This window comes from Clostridium sp. CTA-5 (genome assembly GCF_054768135.1).
The window spans coordinates 345,703-363,044 of sequence record NZ_BAAAAT010000005.1 but is presented as its reverse complement, the minus strand read 5'-3'; the positions used below and the strand labels follow the sequence as shown (position 1 = coordinate 363,044).

The following is a 17,342-nucleotide window of genomic DNA, read 5'->3' as shown; positions in this document are numbered from 1 at the left end:
CTTCTTTCACTGTTTCTTTATCTCACTTTTTATAAAAACGTCTATATCTGTTTTAAATATTTATTCATGCATCTAAGTTAATCTTTAAATTTAGAAATGGAAGGTATCTTTTGTGTAGTGTTACATTAGAAAAGTTTTTGGTTAGTGTTTCTTAATTATAAGTTGTTCCAAATGTGCTTGTTCAAAGTTTATCTTTGAAGCTAGCATTTTGGGTACAACTTGTAATGTTAGATACGCCCAACAAACTTTTCAGTAACCGAACAAATGTATTCCTTTCATTTCGGCTTTCACCACTTAACTTTAAAACTAGTTCATCCCATCAAAGAAATTTTTCTCCCATTTATCATTTTCAAAATAAAAGAATTTTTCTTTACTTATATATAATTCATGTTCTTTTCTTAATATAGCTATTACATAAAATCCCCAAAGTTCTTCTTCTGCCCAAACAAAAAACTTTATTTCATCATTTTCAATATTATCTGTTTCATGTTGACTTATATTAGGATAATTTTCCATAATGCTAACAGCATCCGTATTTTCTAATTCCTCATTACTAAATTTATAATCATACTCATATTTCACATTATTACCACTATCTTTTAAATAAAGCTTTAATATAACTCGATCCATAAATCTTGAAACAAAACCTCTTTTGATTTCTTTATTTTTAATTAATGTAATTTCTTCTCCTTTATGTGTAAATGCTGTAAGAGTATATGGAAGTGTTGGGATATTATTTTGAATTTGTATATCAGCATATCCAAAATTTTTAGAATATAGATACTTTAAGGCTCCTTTAATGCAAGCTAGCTTTAAATCATAATCTTCACTTGTATCTTTTTTGCTTTTGTTTATTTCAATTATTCTCCCTGGTATAAATTCTTTTAATGCATCCTTAAATATATCTACTTTACATGATTGACCTGTAAGTTTAATTAATGAATACTCATAAAGTTCATCATTTTTATATAAAGTCTCTAAAAATTTCTTTATTATGTTATATACATCACCTTTTATTAATGTACTTATTTCATAAGTCGTAAGAGTTAATATTGGTGCCTCTTTTATAATTTGTAATTTTTCATCTTTTATATATGATAGTTTCCATTTATCATATATAATTTGTGCATTATCGATTAGTTTTAAATTTTCTTTTACTTCATTTGGACTTAGTGTTATCTTTATAAGCTCTGGATTACTAAAGAATATTTTTTTAATCTCTTCTGCTAAATTGAATAGAAAATAATAATTATTTCTTACCTTACAATAGTCCTCTTTATTTCTAGTTTCATATAATTTAAACTTTGTTGGAATTATTTCTTCAGCTTTCTCATATTCACTGTTTAAATCTTCATATAATTGAGAAATTCCATACTTGTCTATATTCCTAAATATATCTATCCTAAATTCATCTACTATCGCTTTTTTTATTTCTAAATAATTATCTCTAGCCAATGCATTTGCCATTAATATTTTTATAAATTGTAAAATTCTAAATGTAAGATTATTTCCTCCAAAATCTGTATCTCCATTTTCATAAGATGTTTCTATATCTATCTTGTACGAAACTCTATTATCTCTTATGCTAAAGCTACATCCTGAAAGATCTGTAGTTCCCCCTCCACAATCTATAATTAATGCTTTATATTCATCTCCACTTGAATACTTATCTCTATCAATAAAGTCACTTATTGTGTTATAAAGAACAGCAACACTTTCTTCTAACATATTTTTGCTATCAACATTATAGCTGCTTAATACTTCTTCAAATAATTTATGGAATTTATACTTTTGTTTTGATGGACATGAAATATAAATATTTTTAAATTTACATTTAAATCTTTGGTTTGCTAATGATATGACATATTCTAAATATGCTTTTATGATATCTTTTCTTTTTATTAATGTTGTTTTTCCATGAATGTCTATTACTTTTTCGCTTTTTTCAAAATCACTTATCCATCTTTTTATATCGTAAAAAACTGTTAAACTATCATCAACGTATCTCTTCTTTGATGCAAATAAAGCATCATATCCAAATATATATTTAATAGTATCTTCGTTTTCATTTATGTATTTAACTCCTACTACACTTGGAATTAATGGTGTTATTTTATAATCTTTTTTTGTTGTATCTAAAAGTTTTACTAATTTTACTTTATCATCTTCATAATCTTCTAAATTTCTATTTCTAATTAAATTATCATTTAATCCTTGAAATACTTCTTTGTCAATATAAATTCCAGCTGTAGTATTTGAAGTTCCAAAATCTATAGCAAGTGGCATTGTTGTCTCTTCTAATTCTTTTATTTCAAGTTGCAAAATAGGTACAGATGAATACTCTAAATCATAATTTTTAAAATCTATTTTATTTTCATATATATCATAAAGAAGTTCTGATTCTTTTTGAGGTAAAAACATTAGGTTATAAAATTTACTTTCATTTTCTTGAATAAAAACATCTTTTCCCTTTACTAAAAAATATTTATATTCATTATGTTTTTTAACCTTTTTAATATTAAGTACAGTAGAAACATTAAAATTATTATCAACTAAAAGAACATTTCCTTCTTTCAGCTCTTTATTACCTTTTAACTCATATTCATCGTATATTTCAAGTGATAAATCTTTATAAATTACTATTTTTCCAGAATAGTCTATAATATCACTTTGTATTTTTCTTTTACTACTTCTCTTTATGAAGCTCTCTATTCTTTCTAGTCCACCTTCTACATAATTATTTATTAATCGGCTATCTTTTTCTCCCCTATACTTCATAATAAGTTTTATAAGTTCTTCTTTATCTAAAGGATTTATTATACTTTTTATTAACTTTTCTTTATTACATATCTCTCTTAATTGAAAAGTTGTCATGAGAATTAAATCTTTTTCTTTATATCTTTTTGAAATATTTTCTTCCTGTCTTTTATGCAACTTGTAAGTATATAACCCCATTTTTCCCTCCTATAAATCTATTCAATAATTACTATGTCATTAATTTTCATGGTATTATCAGAACCTAAAATTCCAAAATGTTTATCCCAAAATAAATGAATTTTCATACTTATAGGTAAAAATGTATCTATAATTGCATTTATTTTACCTTTTAGGACTTCATCTTTATATTCACTTAAATAAATATAAAGGTCTTTTGGATTTTCTTTATTTAAATAGACTGTACTATCTTTAAATATTTTTGATAAAGTTTTATTAAATAGCTGCAATGAAGTTCCTGTTTTATATAAGGTTATAAAGCTATTTAAAAATATATCTTTTTCTTCTTTATTAAAGTAAATTATGTTTTTAGCTAACTCTTCTCCATATACATTATTTATTATGTCTTCAAATAAAAACTTCTTATAAAATTCATTTTTATTTAATCCTTGTTTTAAATCTAACTCGCACAGGTAGTGAATTAGTATATCAAATAGCACATTTTTTAATTCTGTATTTTCTTTAAAATTAATATTGAACAATTCTTGAAATATCTCTTGAAATCTATAAAAAGCATTTATTTCAATATATTCATCTTGTGGTAATCTATTTGAATTGATATTTGAAATGGCTAGTTCCATATATGGACTATATATTTCAGCTTGTTTGAATTTTATTTTTTCTATTGAAATATTTTCTTCTATTGCTTTTATAAATATGTCATAAATGTAGTTCATATTAATCTTCCTTCACATTTATATTCTGGATAAATTAATTGTATTTCTGATGTCAAAAAGCTTAAAATATCATTGTTTAAATAGTAATCTTTGTCCTTTGCTTCAAAGTATAAAACCAAAGATTTTTTAATATTATCTTCTCTTATTTCATCTATTATAAAATCATTAAAATCATATGTTTCTTTGCTTTCATCATATTTAACTTCTTCTATTTTTAAATCTCTAAAATTTAAATGTTTTGATACTTGAAATGAATTTATAAGTTTTGCTATTTCACTTTTTGTTTTTATAACATATCTATTATTAAATAAAAATCTATTTGAAAAATTAACATTTTTATAATTACTCATAAGTTCATATTCGTATTTTGAATTATTGTCTTCTTTATAATTTACAATCTTATAAACTGTCCATAAAAATGAATGTGAAACCTTTGAAATTACTTTAATGTAATCTTTTTTTATTGTTACATAATCTATACATTCTTTATCAGAATTAATTAAGTAACCATGATTTATTCCCTCTTTTTCAATTGAAATATCATGTTCGTAATTTACTTTATCTACACAAGCTGTTGGAAATCCTGTGCATTTTAATTTAATCTCTTTAATATTCCAAAGTGGCACCATATCATATTTTATATATTGATTATAATCACCAAAATCTATGTGAATTTTTATAATTTCTTCTTCTTTATCTATTTGATCCTCACACTTTGTAAGATAAATTTGTGCTATTTTATTAATGTAAGGCATATTAACTGTTTTCCACATAACATTATTATTTATGAAAGACTTATATAACGTACTTATTTTTTCTTTATATTCAGTATTTTCTTTTACTTTAAAATAAGCTTTATGGATCTTTTTATTTGTTTCAATTGTTCCTGTTATTTCTAGATTCTCAGATATGAATTTCTTAAACATTCCATAATCGCATTTTAAAAATACATTAAATATTTTAGAATATAGATTATTATTTAAATTATCTATAATTGTTTTTACATCATATGTTTTTTCCTCAGAATCCTCTTCCATCATTGGAAATAAAAATTCATTAGTTACATCTAAATGTTTTCTATCAATTATTGTGGAATACACATTGTATTTCTCTTCTAAATATTGTATTTCATCAAAAACTCTTTCTTCTAAATCATTAAATCTATCTTCACTATATTGTTCTAATGAAGCAAATACACTATTCATTATTTTTTTTAATAGTACTCTTTCATTTAACTCACTTATTTCATTTAATTTTTCATAAATTCTATTCATTCTTATCACCTGTACTAGCTATCTCTTTATCTAATACCTTTAATTTTTCATCTATTGATTTTACTTCTTCTGTAAGTCCAACTTGACTATAAGAATCTTTTGCTAATGTGTATAAAACTTTTGCTGAAGTAATATCTCCTTTAACATATCTTTCATTAGCTTCATTTAAATATATATCTCCTTCAGCTTTTGTTTGCGATTGACTTTCTATCTTTTTATCCATAAGAGATATCTTTTCTTCTAATTCATTTGCTAAACTATTTGAATTTATTTTTTCAAAAGCTTCTTTTGCTAAAGCATAATACATCTTTGCTCCAACATAATCTCCTGATATATACTGAGTATCACCATTTTTTCTAAGGTCTATAGCTTTACTTTGAAGATCATCATCTTCTTTTTTAGCTTTTTCTTCTTTTTCCTTATTTTTTTCTTCTTCCTCTTTTGCTTTTTCTTCCTCAGCTTTAGCCTTTTCTTCCTCTTGTTTTTGTGCTTCTGCTTCTTTGCCTTGCTTTTCATATATTTCTTTAAGTTTATCTATAGCTTCTTGTTTTTCATCTTTTAAATAATAATTTGAAGCAAGTCTTTTAGCCTCTAAATAATTTGCTTCTGCCTCTGCTACTTTTCCCGCTTCCAACTGAGTATCTGCAAGTTCTAAAAGGTCAGCAACACTTATACATGTTTTAGCTATATCTATTTTCTTTAAAATATAATCTCTTGCCTTATCATCAACATCTACCCCTTTTTTCATTGCTAATAAGTACTGATCTAATGCCTCATTATATTTCTTTTCTTCAAGCTTTTTATCACCTTCAAGTATTATTTCTGTATATTTACATTCTCCATCTATTTCTTTTATGTCATTTTTAAGTTTATATTTATTAGCTATTTTTAATGCTTCTTCATATTTTGAATTTGCCTTTTCAATATGTTCATTTTTTATGTATCCAGCTGCTTCAGTTACATAATTATTCATAGATGCAATTTCTTCTCGTTTTTTATTTTGCTTTATATTAAATACTACTAATGCTATAACTAAAACTATAATTATTGGAATTGCTGCAAACAAAATTTTCTTTATCATAGCTTTTTTCTTTGGATTTATATATGCCTTTTCAACAAATGTTACAGCTAACGTGTAATTCTCTAACTTATTTAATTGCTTTGATAAAATCATATCTTCAACTCTATCAGCAACTTCTTGTGGCTTTGTTGCTCCTTCTAAGGCATCTTCTATTTCTTTTTCATCACAATTTTCCCATATGCCCTTTGTAAGTAATGTAAATACATCTCCATCATTAAGTTTTATCTTTTTAGATATAAATGGTGAGCTTAATTTATTTTCTCCTAAGTAACAAGAAAGATTGTTTCTCTCTATATGCTTAGCTGCCTTATCTAAAGCTATGATTTCTTTATCACTAAGTTGTTGTGTTAAAGATAAATCCTTACTTCTTTCTTTTAAGTATCCATCCTTAAAAAAGTAAAATCTTGAATTACCTATAACTATGTATCTAACTTTACTATAATTAGTTATTGCTATTGTCATAGAAGCTTTAAGTCTTACATTTTTACTTGCACTTACTATTTCTTCATTAACCTTATTTAGGTATTTTTTTAATGTAAATTTATTCATAGTAGGATTTTGTGTAAATAATTTAATAAATGTTGTTACTGCAATTTGAGCTGTTTCATTTTTTGTGTCATTATCAATTCCATCTGCAATAGCATAACATCCAAATTTATCAAGCTCTACATATGCAAAATAATCCTTATTTTGAAGATACGTTCCTTCTTCTGATATAAAGCTTGTCTTAAATTTTGAATTTAATTTTCTCATTTGTCTCACCCTAACTTATTAAAATGCGCTTATTTTCACTCTATGTTTTAAGTAAGAGTCAAAAGTGAGAATCCAAATTTTATATTTGGTTCTTCGAACTTTCACAGAGTGCAATTTCATATTTTGTCCCTCGAACTTACTGGACGAATGTATATGAGTCAAGTTTCTTATTTCAGCCCTGTCCATGGGGTTTATACTACAATATCAATACTATTTTAAAACATAGTATCTCACTTAATTTAACTATTCTTTTTTATAATTACTATGCTTCCATTATGAGTATTTTCATGCTCTTCTATTTCGTCTATGATTTTATTTAAAGCCGTATTTATATCTTTCTTATTTTTATTTAATATATTCTCAAAATCTACCCATCTTATTTCTTCATAAATTCCTTTGCTCATAATCAAAAGTAAATCATTTTTTTCTAATTTAATACTATCAATTTTCATTTCTACACTATTAAGATTTTCTTGCCCAAGGTAATATAAAACCTTTTTGTTATTTAAAACTTTAAGTGCTTCTATTTTTTCTAGTTTTCCTTCATAATATTTTTGTCTTGCCACCTCATTCATACAATGGCCTTCACTTAATTTTATAAGTTGACCTTTTCTAAAAATAGCTAACATTAAATTTCCTAAAGAGGTATAGTACAAATTTTCTTGATCAATAATTGTCATTAAAATGCTTGTACCACCTTTATTTTTTTCTACTCTTTTAAGTATTTCATGATTTGCTTTATTAATAGCTTTTTTAAAAAAGTAACTTACATTTGCATTACTATATTCTTTCAAAAATAAATTTGATATTGTTTTTACAGCAGTAATACTAGAAATCCTTCCTGCTTCATTTTTCCCTAAACCATCACCAATAACAGTTAAAAGTACATTATCTTTTTTCTTTATATTAAAATAATCTTCTTGTATTTCTTCATGACCTGTATGTGAATATTTAACTAAACTTATATTTTCTTTGTTCATAATTTTAAATAATATATGCTTTATCACACATAATAAAAATAATAATATTATTAATATAAATACTGCTTCTTTTGAATCATATCTACTCATAAATAACATTTAAATTACCTCTGTTCTTTATCTTGCCATTCAAAATGTTCACCACAAAACGGTACAAATAAGAATTTACTCTTTCCAAGTTCTATAACATCATAATTTGAAAGTTCTGTTGGCATATAGACTGGTTCATTATTTAAATAAGCAATTCCTGAAGAATCTCCTGGAAGTAATACATTATTTTTCTTCTTCGGATCATATACTACAACCGCATGATTTCTACTTGTTATATAATTATCTCCAATTATTTGTATATCCATATCATCAGCTCTACCAATAAAATTTTTTCCACTTTTTATCTTATAATCTTTTCCAACTCTACAACCTTCAATGCATACAAGCCATCCACAAACTGGTTCTATTTCTTGATATAAAAGGTTTGTTTCTACTTCTTCCTCTTCTGGTACAAGTTCTTTCTTGTTTTCTTTTTTACTTGTATCTATATTGCAATAAGGACATATTGGACCATAGCGTCTTTCACTAAACATATGGCCATTTTGACACCTAATTAATGACATATAATCACTCCATTCATCTAAGTAATAATTTCACTTTTGAAATAAATATAATGTCTCCTCTTTTTAAGCTACAAGGAGTATCTTTTACAATTCTGTATTTTTTACCATCATCTATTTTTTGTATACAAACACCACTTTCTATAGATAAATCTTCTATATACCATGTTCCAGCAGCATAATTTAATACGGCATGATTATCTTCAACTAACGTTGAATAAATAGATTTATTTAAATCCACCAATACTTGATTATCTCCGTTACCCTTTCCAATAATAAAAGAAATTTTTTCTTTTATTGACCATTGATTTATAATTTCATTGTCTTCATTTACTAATTCAATGGTATTTATATTGTTGCTTTCTTCTATACAATTTTGATTGTGTATTCTTTTATATAAATTTATAAATGTAAAAATCCCCAATATAATTAATAAACCTAAAAGTATTCCTTTAAGTTCATTTGATTCTATTGTTATGTAAATTATTCCAAATATTAATGTTATAATTATTCCTATAAAGACATTTATTAATTGAATACTAAACATTAATTTGTTATTTTGATTATTTTTCAAAGTAACCACTCCATTACTTTTTAATACTTTGGGTAAAAATTTCTTTATTTCTTTAAATTAAAAAAACTGTTAAACATATTACTTGTATCAATAGGATTTTTATTATTTTTTAATTTACTCGCATCAATATCATCACTATTTGCATTAAATCCAAAAAAACTTTCAAAATATTGATTTAAATCATTTAAGGCATCACCTTTATTAAAGTTTTCCTTAGATTTAGCTTGTGATTTTTTACTACTATTTTTACCATCATTTTTTTTACTATTAGAATTATGTTGATTTAACTTTTTATCATATTCCTCTCTAGCTGACTCATTTCCTAAAATTTCATAGGCCTCATTTATTTGTTGAAACATTTCTATTGCATCTTTATTATCTTTATTTTTATCTGGATGATACTTTTTTGCTAAAGTTCTAAAGGCTTTTTTTATTTCATCTTTATTAGCACTTTCTGAAACTCCAAGTATTTTATAATAATTTTTCACTTTATCACTCGCTTTTCACTTAAATTAAAGCATATTTAAAATATATGCTCATATCAAACTATCACTAATTTTAATATCCATAAGTTTAATTTTTCTTTCTATTTTTGCTTATTCATATATTAAAATTTTTCTAAAATTTAAACTTAAATTAAGATTTTATTTTTATACTATCTTTTAATTTTTATAGACTAACATTGAAATATTTTAGTATACTATAATTAATGATGCTGAAGGTATATGTAAAACTAAAATACTTATTCTTATTTTAAAAAAGTTGCATTTGAGGATTTAAATTATTAGCGAATCCAATTTAAATCCTCTGCAACTATAATAAAACTATATTTTAGTAATTTAAGGCATTAATTAAGCACTATATCCGCCTTCAATTGTAACTTGAGTTAGCTTATCTTTCTTTTGTCTAACTACAAGTGTAAATGTACCAATACCTTCAGTATCACCAAAGTTTTCTTTGTAATCTACAACAAAAGCATTAGGATAAGTAATCTTTCTTATAATTTGATCAGCTGAAATAACTTCTACTGTTAATTTTCTATAACAATCAGCTTTTTCTGCTGGCACTAAAGACCAAAGTCCCATTTGTCTTGTGCTATCAAATGGATCTCCATCTACAGCTGTTAATATTTTTCCTGTTATAGTCATTGTGCTTCCTACGTCTTTTGAACGTGCATTAGCATCTTTTGGTGTATCTGTTGTAAACTTTACTGTTTCAACACTTTCAATACTTAAATCAATTGTTTCTGCGCCTTCAATTTTTACTCTAAATCCCATTTTTTAATTCCTCCTATTCTTGTCCAAATCCACCTTCAAATTTTACAAATGCAGTTTTGTCTTTCTTTTGTTTTACACATAATGTGAAAGTACCAATACCTTCACAATCACCAAAGTTTTCTTCATAGTCTACAACAAATGAATTAGGTAATGTTATTTGTCTTACAACTTGTGATGCTGAAATAACATCTACCTTTACACTTCTGTAACAATCAGCTTTTTCTGCTGGTACAAGAGACCATTGTGCTAATTTTATAGTGCTATCAGCAGCCTCTCCTCCTACTGGAGTTAATATTTTTCCTGTAATAACTAGTGTTGTACCTTGGTCTGTAGAACGGGCATTTGAATCATCAGGTGTATCAGTTTTAAATTCTACTGTTTCAACACTTTCAATGCTTAAATCAATAGTTTCTGCACCTTCAACTTTTACTTTAAATCCCATTTTGTCATCTCCCTTTTTATAATTTTTTTATAATTAAAATAGATATTGATTAATATCTATTAGAATTAGCTAGCTTCACTTCTAGTAATTTCAACTTCAAGATTTTTAATATTTCCATTAAATACAAGATCAATATTACATGTTCCACTCTTATCATTTATAACAAAGTTTATGTCATCTCCATCTTGTATTATTGCATTAATAAATTCTTTATTCCCCACCCATTTGCTCTTAACGCTATTTGGATTATTACTAAAGAATTTAACTATATTGTCTTCTTTAAAATCATTCGTATAGAATCTTAGCATTCTTTCTATATAAGTTGTAACTAAAGTCTTATACATTGATTCAAAATCATTTTCAGTTGCTTGAAGGCTTCTTGCCTTATAAACTGTAATTTGTTTTATATCTTTACCTTGGAATTTAGCATTTTCTGATGAGAATACAAATCCAAAGTTCTTTCTATTTATTGAATTTTTGATTTCATTAGTAAATCCTGATATTTCTTTTGCTAAAGTTGAAGTAACTCTTAATGAATTATCTCCAGATTCAATATCAAATCTTACTCCTGGATAATCAAAAAATACATTGCCATAATATTCTTTTAAGTATTCTGGACATTGATATGATGCAACTATTCCAGCTGCAATATATGAACTTCCAATATATACTCCTTCAATCCATAATTTAAATAAATCTTCTTTTGCTTTTGATAATTCTGCATTTCCTTCATCTGTCATAAGCATTTTACTATCAAGTATTACACCTGATTTTTCCTTTGGAATTATTGTAAAGTTTGGAACACATGGAATTGCGAACTCGCTGTATGTTTGTCTCATAAGAGGGGCACATCTATCCATAAATTTGTCTATTCCTGCTGTTGCCACATGATTGAATGTAGTATCTTCTCTTGCTTCAAAGCTGAAGAAAATTTGAATTCTATATTTTTGAACTGTATTAAGAAGTAAAGATAGGTTTTCAATAGTATTACATTCTGTTTTTTCAACTTTTTTGTTTCCCTTAAATCTTTCTCTCTTAGCTCCACCTTTGTTTTGTCCTTCTAGTTCAATTGATGGAACTATTCCAAACCAAATTGTATTATCAAAATCATTTTTGTCATTTACAGTACTTAAATATGCTTCAAGTCTTGGTAAATTAGCTGAATTTACTAATCTGTCAAGTTTATTGTTTGTAACAAGTAATGTTGGTCTCATTCCTTTGTTTTTTGTCTTATATTGATCAAAGAACATCTTTACACCAACAATTTTTTCTATTAATGGTTTAACAGTTTTTATAAAATCATCTTTGGAATTTTTATAGAACTCAAGATATGTATTATAATTTTCTACTTCACGTTCTACATCTATTTGACTTTCCATTGTAGATGCAAGAGGGCAAAAAGTTCTAACTACTAAACTCTTTACATAATCAGATTTTGTTTCATTGACTTCATCATAATCATCTTCAAAAGCTTCAATTAATCCTACATTTGCATTATCATCTATTGCAATTAATGATTTTTCTTCACTCTTAGGAGCTTCAAGAACTTTAAGTTCACCATCTTCTCCCATACTTAATACACCTATCTGTAATGCTTCTCCACCATTTTGACTATCATCTTGTCCTAACAACAATCTTGTCTTTATATCTTCAATAGCTAAGGGAAGCATTGCCATTATATTATTATAATTTTCACTAGCATTTTCAAATAAATTATTTAATTTATCTCCTAAATCTAATTTACTTGGATCTTCATCATCTAGTTCATCATATTTACTATATAAATATTGTATTTCTTTTCTTGATTGTCTTATATCATCCATTACTTTTTTTGGTGAAATCATATCTAATAAATTTTCAAACTTAAAGTCTACGTTAGCTATTCCTTGAGCACTTTTTGTATCTATTAAAGTGAATAGCATTTTTAGAAAATCATTTGATTGATTTATTGGTATTTCTGTCACAAAATTATCTGGAAGATTTTCAGGTTTTTTTAATGTGTACATCACCTTTTGGTTTGTTGCATTATAAAATGAATATACAACTGGTGAGAATTTATCTAAAAATTCATCAAAACTACTTACTAAAAAATTTTCATTAATTTCTTTTATCTGATCATCATTTAAGCTAGTTAAGCCCTTAGTGTCTCCAATTACAGAAATCAAATCTAATCTTTCAGGATTTATTTCCTCAAATAATATTGTCCTATTCGTTTGTTGGATAACATCCATAATCTAATTTCCTCCCATATATTTTTATTTATTATTAGAGTATAAAGAGAGTTCTTTTAACCCTTATTAAACTATTTATTTAAACTATTTATACAATTTTCAAATAACTAATAATTTAATTATTTTAATATAATCTAAATCTGTTTAACGCTTTTTTAATGCTTGTACTTTTGTTTTCGCACAAAATTTTCCTTACTTTACCTTTTATTGTTACTTTTTAGAATTTATTCAAAAAAAGGTATTCATTTTATCAATATGTTAAATTTTGTTGTAATTTGTTATAATATTTTTGTTATAGTGTTAATTAACAAAATTGTATTTTTTTATAATTTTATTATTAATTGTTATAAAATCTGCTTAATAATATAGCTATTTTTTTATAATTAATATAAAAATAAATAAGGTGAATTTTTATAAATCAAAATTCACCTTATTTATATATCATTATTTATTTAATATTTTAATCTAATTATAAAAATATCTATATTTTTATATTATTGAGAAAATAAGAATTCCTAATATTAAAGCTCCCAAAATTAAAGCTGTATATTTATATATTGTATTTTCTACTTTTTTATCTCTTATAGTAAGTATTTTTCCCTTTGCTTTAGTCTTTATAGAAAGCCTAAATCCCAAAATTATTTCACTTATTATAAATACATATAGCGGATATAAAATTATAAGTATTACAAATATTATTTGTGAAACATATAAATTCATAAAGCCTAAATATATTATTGAGATTAATATGCATATAGCATATGTAATTAATAAAGTTTTTAATTTTTCATATACTCTCTCCCAACTTTGATCACTATATGTAGCAGTTTTACAAAAGTTATATAATTTTCTTTCATCATAAATATAATTGATATTTTTCTTATCTAATGTATATTTTAATTCATTTATAAATTTCCCTATATTTTCTAATACAACAGTTAATCTAATATTTTTACCATTGCTTTTAATTTTTGCCCATCCCCCTATATATCTTATGGATGGAAATTGTATACTTTGTATTTCTTCATATTGAATGAATGTCGTTCCCTTAATATTTTTATATATTATTCCTAAATCAGTTAATTGTACACTAATGTTTTTAAATTTCCTAAATACAAAAAAATAAAGTAATAAAAACTCTACTCCCACAACACCTAATATTATTAAGGTTGTAATCACAAAAATCATTAAATAAGATATACTATTATCACCTGTTGATCTAATATATGATATAATGCATGTGTCAATTATTATTGATAAAACGAACGCCATTATTAACAATAAGTATTTAATTGGTTCTCTTAAATGTTTTCTATAAACATATTCTTTAATTATACTCATCTCCTTTAAATATTTCATTTTACATATGCTAAACATATTTATTAGTTTCTTGTTAACTATATAAGCTCTATTTTTATATTAAATTAATCTATTGTGCTAATTAAACCTTAATAGTATTGAAAATACTACACTACCTTTTTTATTTTTTTAAAAGTAATTAGCTGAAAATAAGCACTTTCAATATAAATAATTAACTAGCACATTGCATTAAATTAACAAATTAATTAGTCATACAAAATGATTATCGTATAACATTTCTCTTTCATTACATTTTTGGATTAAATTTTAGGTATTTTTTAGAAGAATAAGTTTGTTTTAACAATTTATTAAATTTTGTTGTAATTTGTTATAATATTTTTGTTATATTATTAATTAACAAAATTGTACTTTTTTATAATTTTATTATTAATTGTTATAAAATCTGCTTAATAATATAGCTATTTTTTATAATTAATATAAAAATAAATAAGGTGAATTTTTAATGATAATTTTCTCTTAAAATAACCCATTTTTACAAAATAATTTAAAATTATAATATAAATCTACATAATAACCATTAAAAATTATATGTATTTTACAATTTATATAATTTTAAAGTTGCAAAATTTCTTATGGATGATATAATATACTTGCACTTTTGTGCGGGTGGGTGAGGGAGCTTTTGAAAGTCAGGTTGAAAGGATGAACAAATTTTTTAAACTAAAAGAACACAATTCTACAGTTAGGAGGGAAACTATTGCCGCTTTAACATCATTTTTTGCAGCAGTATACATTATAATTGTCAATGCTAGTATACTAAGTGATTCTGGTATAAATCTTGAACCATTGATTATTTCAACTGTATTTGCTTCATTGATTGGATGTCTTTTGGCAGGTTTTATTAGTAACGCTCCTCTAATCATTATGCCCGGAATGGGAATCAACGCATTATTTACTTATACTATTGTAAATACTCTAGGTCTTACATTTTACGAAGGATTGGCTACAGTAATTGTTGCTGGTGTTTTATTTGTTATAATAACACTTACACCACTTGCAAATACTATAACTGAATCTATTCCTAATAATTTAAAAGAAGCCATAACAGTAGGTATTGGACTTTTTATAACACTTATAGGTTTAGGTAAATCAGGTCTTATAGTCTCTAATCCTTCTACGCTATTAAAACTTGGAGATATTACAAGTCCTCAAGTTATTGCATTTTTTATTATCATGATTATAACTTTGATATTATTTATCAAAAATGTACCAGGTGGATTTTTAATTTCAATTATTCTAGGTACAATTATCTCTATATTTATGGGAATTGTAGATACTAGTAATCTTACTTTTTCTCTTCCAAATTTCGGAGCATATAAAGATATATTCTTTAATCCAGATTTTTCTGGAATAGCTAGTGTGAATTTTTGGATAGCTACATTCTCATTAACATTGGTATTAATATTTGAAAATATAGGACTATTACATGGCCAAGTTATCGGTTTATTGAATGCTCCTGAAAAAAATCCAAAAGCATTATCTGCAGTTGCATTTTCTGTTATTGCATATGGATTTCTTGGGACTAGTCCTCCAGTTTCTACTGTAGAAGGAGCTGCTGGAATAGCTGCTGGTGGAAGAACAGGATTAACTTCAATAATAACTGGATTGCTATTTTTAGCTTCAATATTTTTTATACCATTTATATCAATAATTCCAAATGCAGCATTATCTCCAATACTTATTATTATTGGTTGCTTAATGTTTCAAAACTTAAGACATTTGAATTTTGATGATTTAACAGAGTTGATTCCAGCTTTTATAACAATAATTTTAATTCCATTAACTTATAGTATTGTAGATGGAATAGCCTTTGGATTTATTTTATATCCTATATGTAAAATAGTTACTAATAAAAGAAAAGATATATCTATATGTATGTATATTATATCTTCAATTTTTCTTTTATATTTTTTAATCCAAGGATTTATTCATTAATTAAAAGGCACATTAAAATAAACTAATAAATTAACTTTTTATTTCTTGATTGTGCTTATATAAAAGGAGTATATCAAAACATCTTTGTGTATTTGATATACTCCTCTCTTTATTTTAAATAACTATTATATTTTAAATGAATTTTTCTGTCCATGGCACTATCCAATAGATGGCATACGTAAATTACACAGAACAGATATAAGCCTTTAAAGTTTGTACTCCTTGAAAGTATAACAAATTCTAACCCTCAGTTGAAAACAAGTTTCATCTAAGACTAAGAACTTTGTTTATATTGCAATATCAACATTCACTTAAAACATAGTTTAAAATTTAATTTTTTCAATTTGTATTTCTTAACAAATGCTATGTAGTATCAAAATTTATTCTTAGAGCTAATCAAACATTTTTTCTCCTAATTTTGCAAAACTTTGTAATACTAAAAAGCACTTTACATCTATTTTTTTATCACTTTTTATAAACTCTTTTGCTTCTTCTTGAGACATAAACATAGCTTCAATATCCTCATCCTCTTCAAGGTATTCTTTTGAAAAATCCCCTTCACAAGTACAATATACGAATGCTAAAGCTTCATCTGTCATTCCAGGAGAAATATATAATTTTTCTTTACTATTTTCTTTGATTTCTAACATTGTAAGTCCTGTTTCTTCTTTAAGTTCTCTACTAACAGTAGTCTTTATATCCTCTCCTGGATCAACAAGCCCTGCTACTAATTCATAAACATAATCATTTATAGGAACTCTGTATTGTTTTATTACAACTAATTTCTTTAATTGTTTATGAAAAGCAACTATAACTACTCCATCAATATTATCATTTTTCTTATTAAAATAAGTATCTTTTAATACTTCTTCACTTTTTCTTGATGCAATAATCCAATTTTTAAGATTACCTATTTTATTTTTATATTGAACATTATATAGATTTAAAAATTTAGTAGTAGCTATTTTTTTTAATTCAATTATTCTATTTTCTTTCATACTTTCTCTCCCTTTGTATTTTTGCTTATAAATTATAATAAAAGAATTGCTAAATCAAACATAAAGCCGTCCACTTTTTTCATTTATCTGCTTTTTTAATACATACAAAACTAATATGGCAGGCAAATACATTTT

Annotated in this window: 14 protein-coding genes; 1 reads left to right on the top strand and 13 read right to left on the bottom strand. The window is 24.8% G+C overall.

Translation table 11 applies throughout. The features are described 5' to 3' along the window. Positions 1-306: 306 nt before the first annotated feature. The 12 genes from ACYUET_RS12330 to ACYUET_RS12275 form a co-directional block, all read right to left on the bottom strand. The gene (locus ACYUET_RS12330; RefSeq protein WP_460280020.1) at positions 307-2,955 is read right to left on the bottom strand and encodes an Hsp70 family protein; all 2,649 of its coding nucleotides are present in this window, start codon (positions 2,953-2,955) and stop codon (positions 307-309) included. 17 nt (positions 2,956-2,972) lie between these two features. Then, positions 2,973-3,671, bottom strand: a complete 699-nt coding sequence (locus ACYUET_RS12325; RefSeq protein ID WP_460280018.1) for a hypothetical protein — start codon at positions 3,669-3,671, stop codon at positions 2,973-2,975. Beyond that, on the bottom strand, positions 3,668-4,945 hold the full coding sequence (locus ACYUET_RS12320) for a normocyte-binding protein (protein WP_460280016.1): 1,278 nt from the start codon (positions 4,943-4,945) through the stop codon (positions 3,668-3,670). The genes ACYUET_RS12325 and ACYUET_RS12320 overlap by 4 nt, the downstream gene beginning before the upstream one ends. Further along, positions 4,938-6,779, bottom strand: a complete 1,842-nt coding sequence (locus ACYUET_RS12315) for a PP2C family protein-serine/threonine phosphatase (protein ID WP_460280014.1) — start codon at positions 6,777-6,779, stop codon at positions 4,938-4,940. Before ACYUET_RS12315 ends, ACYUET_RS12320 begins: the two co-directional genes overlap by 8 nt. 239 nt (positions 6,780-7,018) lie before the next feature. Next, the gene (locus ACYUET_RS12310) at positions 7,019-7,858 is read right to left on the bottom strand and encodes a PP2C family protein-serine/threonine phosphatase (protein ID WP_460280012.1); all 840 of its coding nucleotides are present in this window, start codon (positions 7,856-7,858) and stop codon (positions 7,019-7,021) included. Between the two features lie 5 nt (positions 7,859-7,863). Then, on the bottom strand, positions 7,864-8,373 hold the full coding sequence (locus ACYUET_RS12305; RefSeq protein WP_460280010.1) for an FHA domain-containing protein: 510 nt from the start codon (positions 8,371-8,373) through the stop codon (positions 7,864-7,866). Positions 8,374-8,386: 13 nt separating this feature from the next. Beyond that, on the bottom strand, positions 8,387-8,944 hold the full coding sequence (locus ACYUET_RS12300) for an FHA domain-containing protein (RefSeq protein ID WP_460280008.1): 558 nt from the start codon (positions 8,942-8,944) through the stop codon (positions 8,387-8,389). Between the two features lie 44 nt (positions 8,945-8,988). Next, positions 8,989-9,432 carry a J domain-containing protein gene (locus ACYUET_RS12295; RefSeq protein ID WP_460280006.1) on the bottom strand — a complete coding sequence of 148 codons (444 nt, stop codon included), beginning with the start codon at positions 9,430-9,432 and terminating at the stop codon, positions 8,989-8,991. Between the two features lie 363 nt (positions 9,433-9,795). After that, entirely contained in the window at positions 9,796-10,221 is a 426-nt protein-coding gene (locus tag ACYUET_RS12290) for a membrane-associated protease 1 (protein WP_219778763.1), read from the bottom strand. Between the two features lie 13 nt (positions 10,222-10,234). After that, positions 10,235-10,663 (bottom strand): membrane-associated protease 1, encoded by a 429-nt coding sequence (locus ACYUET_RS12285; RefSeq protein WP_460280004.1) that lies wholly within the window; start codon positions 10,661-10,663, stop codon positions 10,235-10,237. 65 nt (positions 10,664-10,728) lie between these two features. After that, positions 10,729-12,894: a transcriptional regulator gene (locus ACYUET_RS12280; protein WP_460280002.1), complete on the bottom strand. Its 2,166-nt coding sequence runs from the start codon at positions 12,892-12,894 to the stop codon at positions 10,729-10,731. A 489-nt stretch (positions 12,895-13,383) separates the two neighbouring features. Beyond that, positions 13,384-14,253 (bottom strand): hypothetical protein, encoded by an 870-nt coding sequence (locus tag ACYUET_RS12275; protein ID WP_460280000.1) that lies wholly within the window; start codon positions 14,251-14,253, stop codon positions 13,384-13,386. Positions 14,254-14,916: 663 nt separating this feature from the next. Here ACYUET_RS12275 and ACYUET_RS12270 point away from each other — a divergent pair. After that, positions 14,917-16,209, top strand: a complete 1,293-nt coding sequence (locus ACYUET_RS12270) for an NCS2 family permease (RefSeq protein WP_460279998.1) — start codon at positions 14,917-14,919, stop codon at positions 16,207-16,209. Between the two features lie 392 nt (positions 16,210-16,601). Here the strand turns inward: ACYUET_RS12270 and ACYUET_RS12265 are convergent, their stop codons facing one another. Further along, a complete protein-coding gene (locus ACYUET_RS12265) occupies positions 16,602-17,207 on the bottom strand; it encodes an NUDIX hydrolase (RefSeq protein WP_460279996.1) in 606 nt (201 codons plus the stop codon). Positions 17,208-17,342: the final 135 nt, after the last annotated feature.

What these genes read in the sequence shown, in the direction of transcription:
- ACYUET_RS12275 (WP_460280000.1), bottom strand. Translation starts at nt 14,253, where the DNA reads ATGAAATATTTAAAGGAGATGAGTATAATTAAAGAATATGTTTATAGA.
- ACYUET_RS12280 (WP_460280002.1), bottom strand. Translation starts at nt 12,894, where the DNA reads ATGGATGTTATCCAACAAACGAATAGGACAATATTATTTGAGGAAATA.
- ACYUET_RS12330 (WP_460280020.1), bottom strand. Translation starts at nt 2,955, where the DNA reads ATGGGGTTATATACTTACAAGTTGCATAAAAGACAGGAAGAAAATATT.
- ACYUET_RS12285 (WP_460280004.1), bottom strand. Translation starts at nt 10,663, where the DNA reads ATGGGATTTAAAGTAAAAGTTGAAGGTGCAGAAACTATTGATTTAAGC.
- ACYUET_RS12315 (WP_460280014.1), bottom strand. Translation starts at nt 6,779, where the DNA reads ATGAGAAAATTAAATTCAAAATTTAAGACAAGCTTTATATCAGAAGAA.
- ACYUET_RS12290 (WP_219778763.1), bottom strand. Translation starts at nt 10,221, where the DNA reads ATGGGATTTAGAGTAAAAATTGAAGGCGCAGAAACAATTGATTTAAGT.
- ACYUET_RS12310 (WP_460280012.1), bottom strand. Translation starts at nt 7,858, where the DNA reads ATGTTATTTATGAGTAGATATGATTCAAAAGAAGCAGTATTTATATTA.
- ACYUET_RS12265 (WP_460279996.1), bottom strand. Translation starts at nt 17,207, where the DNA reads ATGAAAGAAAATAGAATAATTGAATTAAAAAAAATAGCTACTACTAAA.
- ACYUET_RS12320 (WP_460280016.1), bottom strand. Translation starts at nt 4,945, where the DNA reads ATGAATAGAATTTATGAAAAATTAAATGAAATAAGTGAGTTAAATGAA.
- ACYUET_RS12305 (WP_460280010.1), bottom strand. Translation starts at nt 8,373, where the DNA reads ATGTCATTAATTAGGTGTCAAAATGGCCATATGTTTAGTGAAAGACGC.
- ACYUET_RS12325 (WP_460280018.1), bottom strand. Translation starts at nt 3,671, where the DNA reads ATGAACTACATTTATGACATATTTATAAAAGCAATAGAAGAAAATATT.
- ACYUET_RS12270 (WP_460279998.1), top strand. Translation starts at nt 14,917, where the DNA reads ATGAACAAATTTTTTAAACTAAAAGAACACAATTCTACAGTTAGGAGG.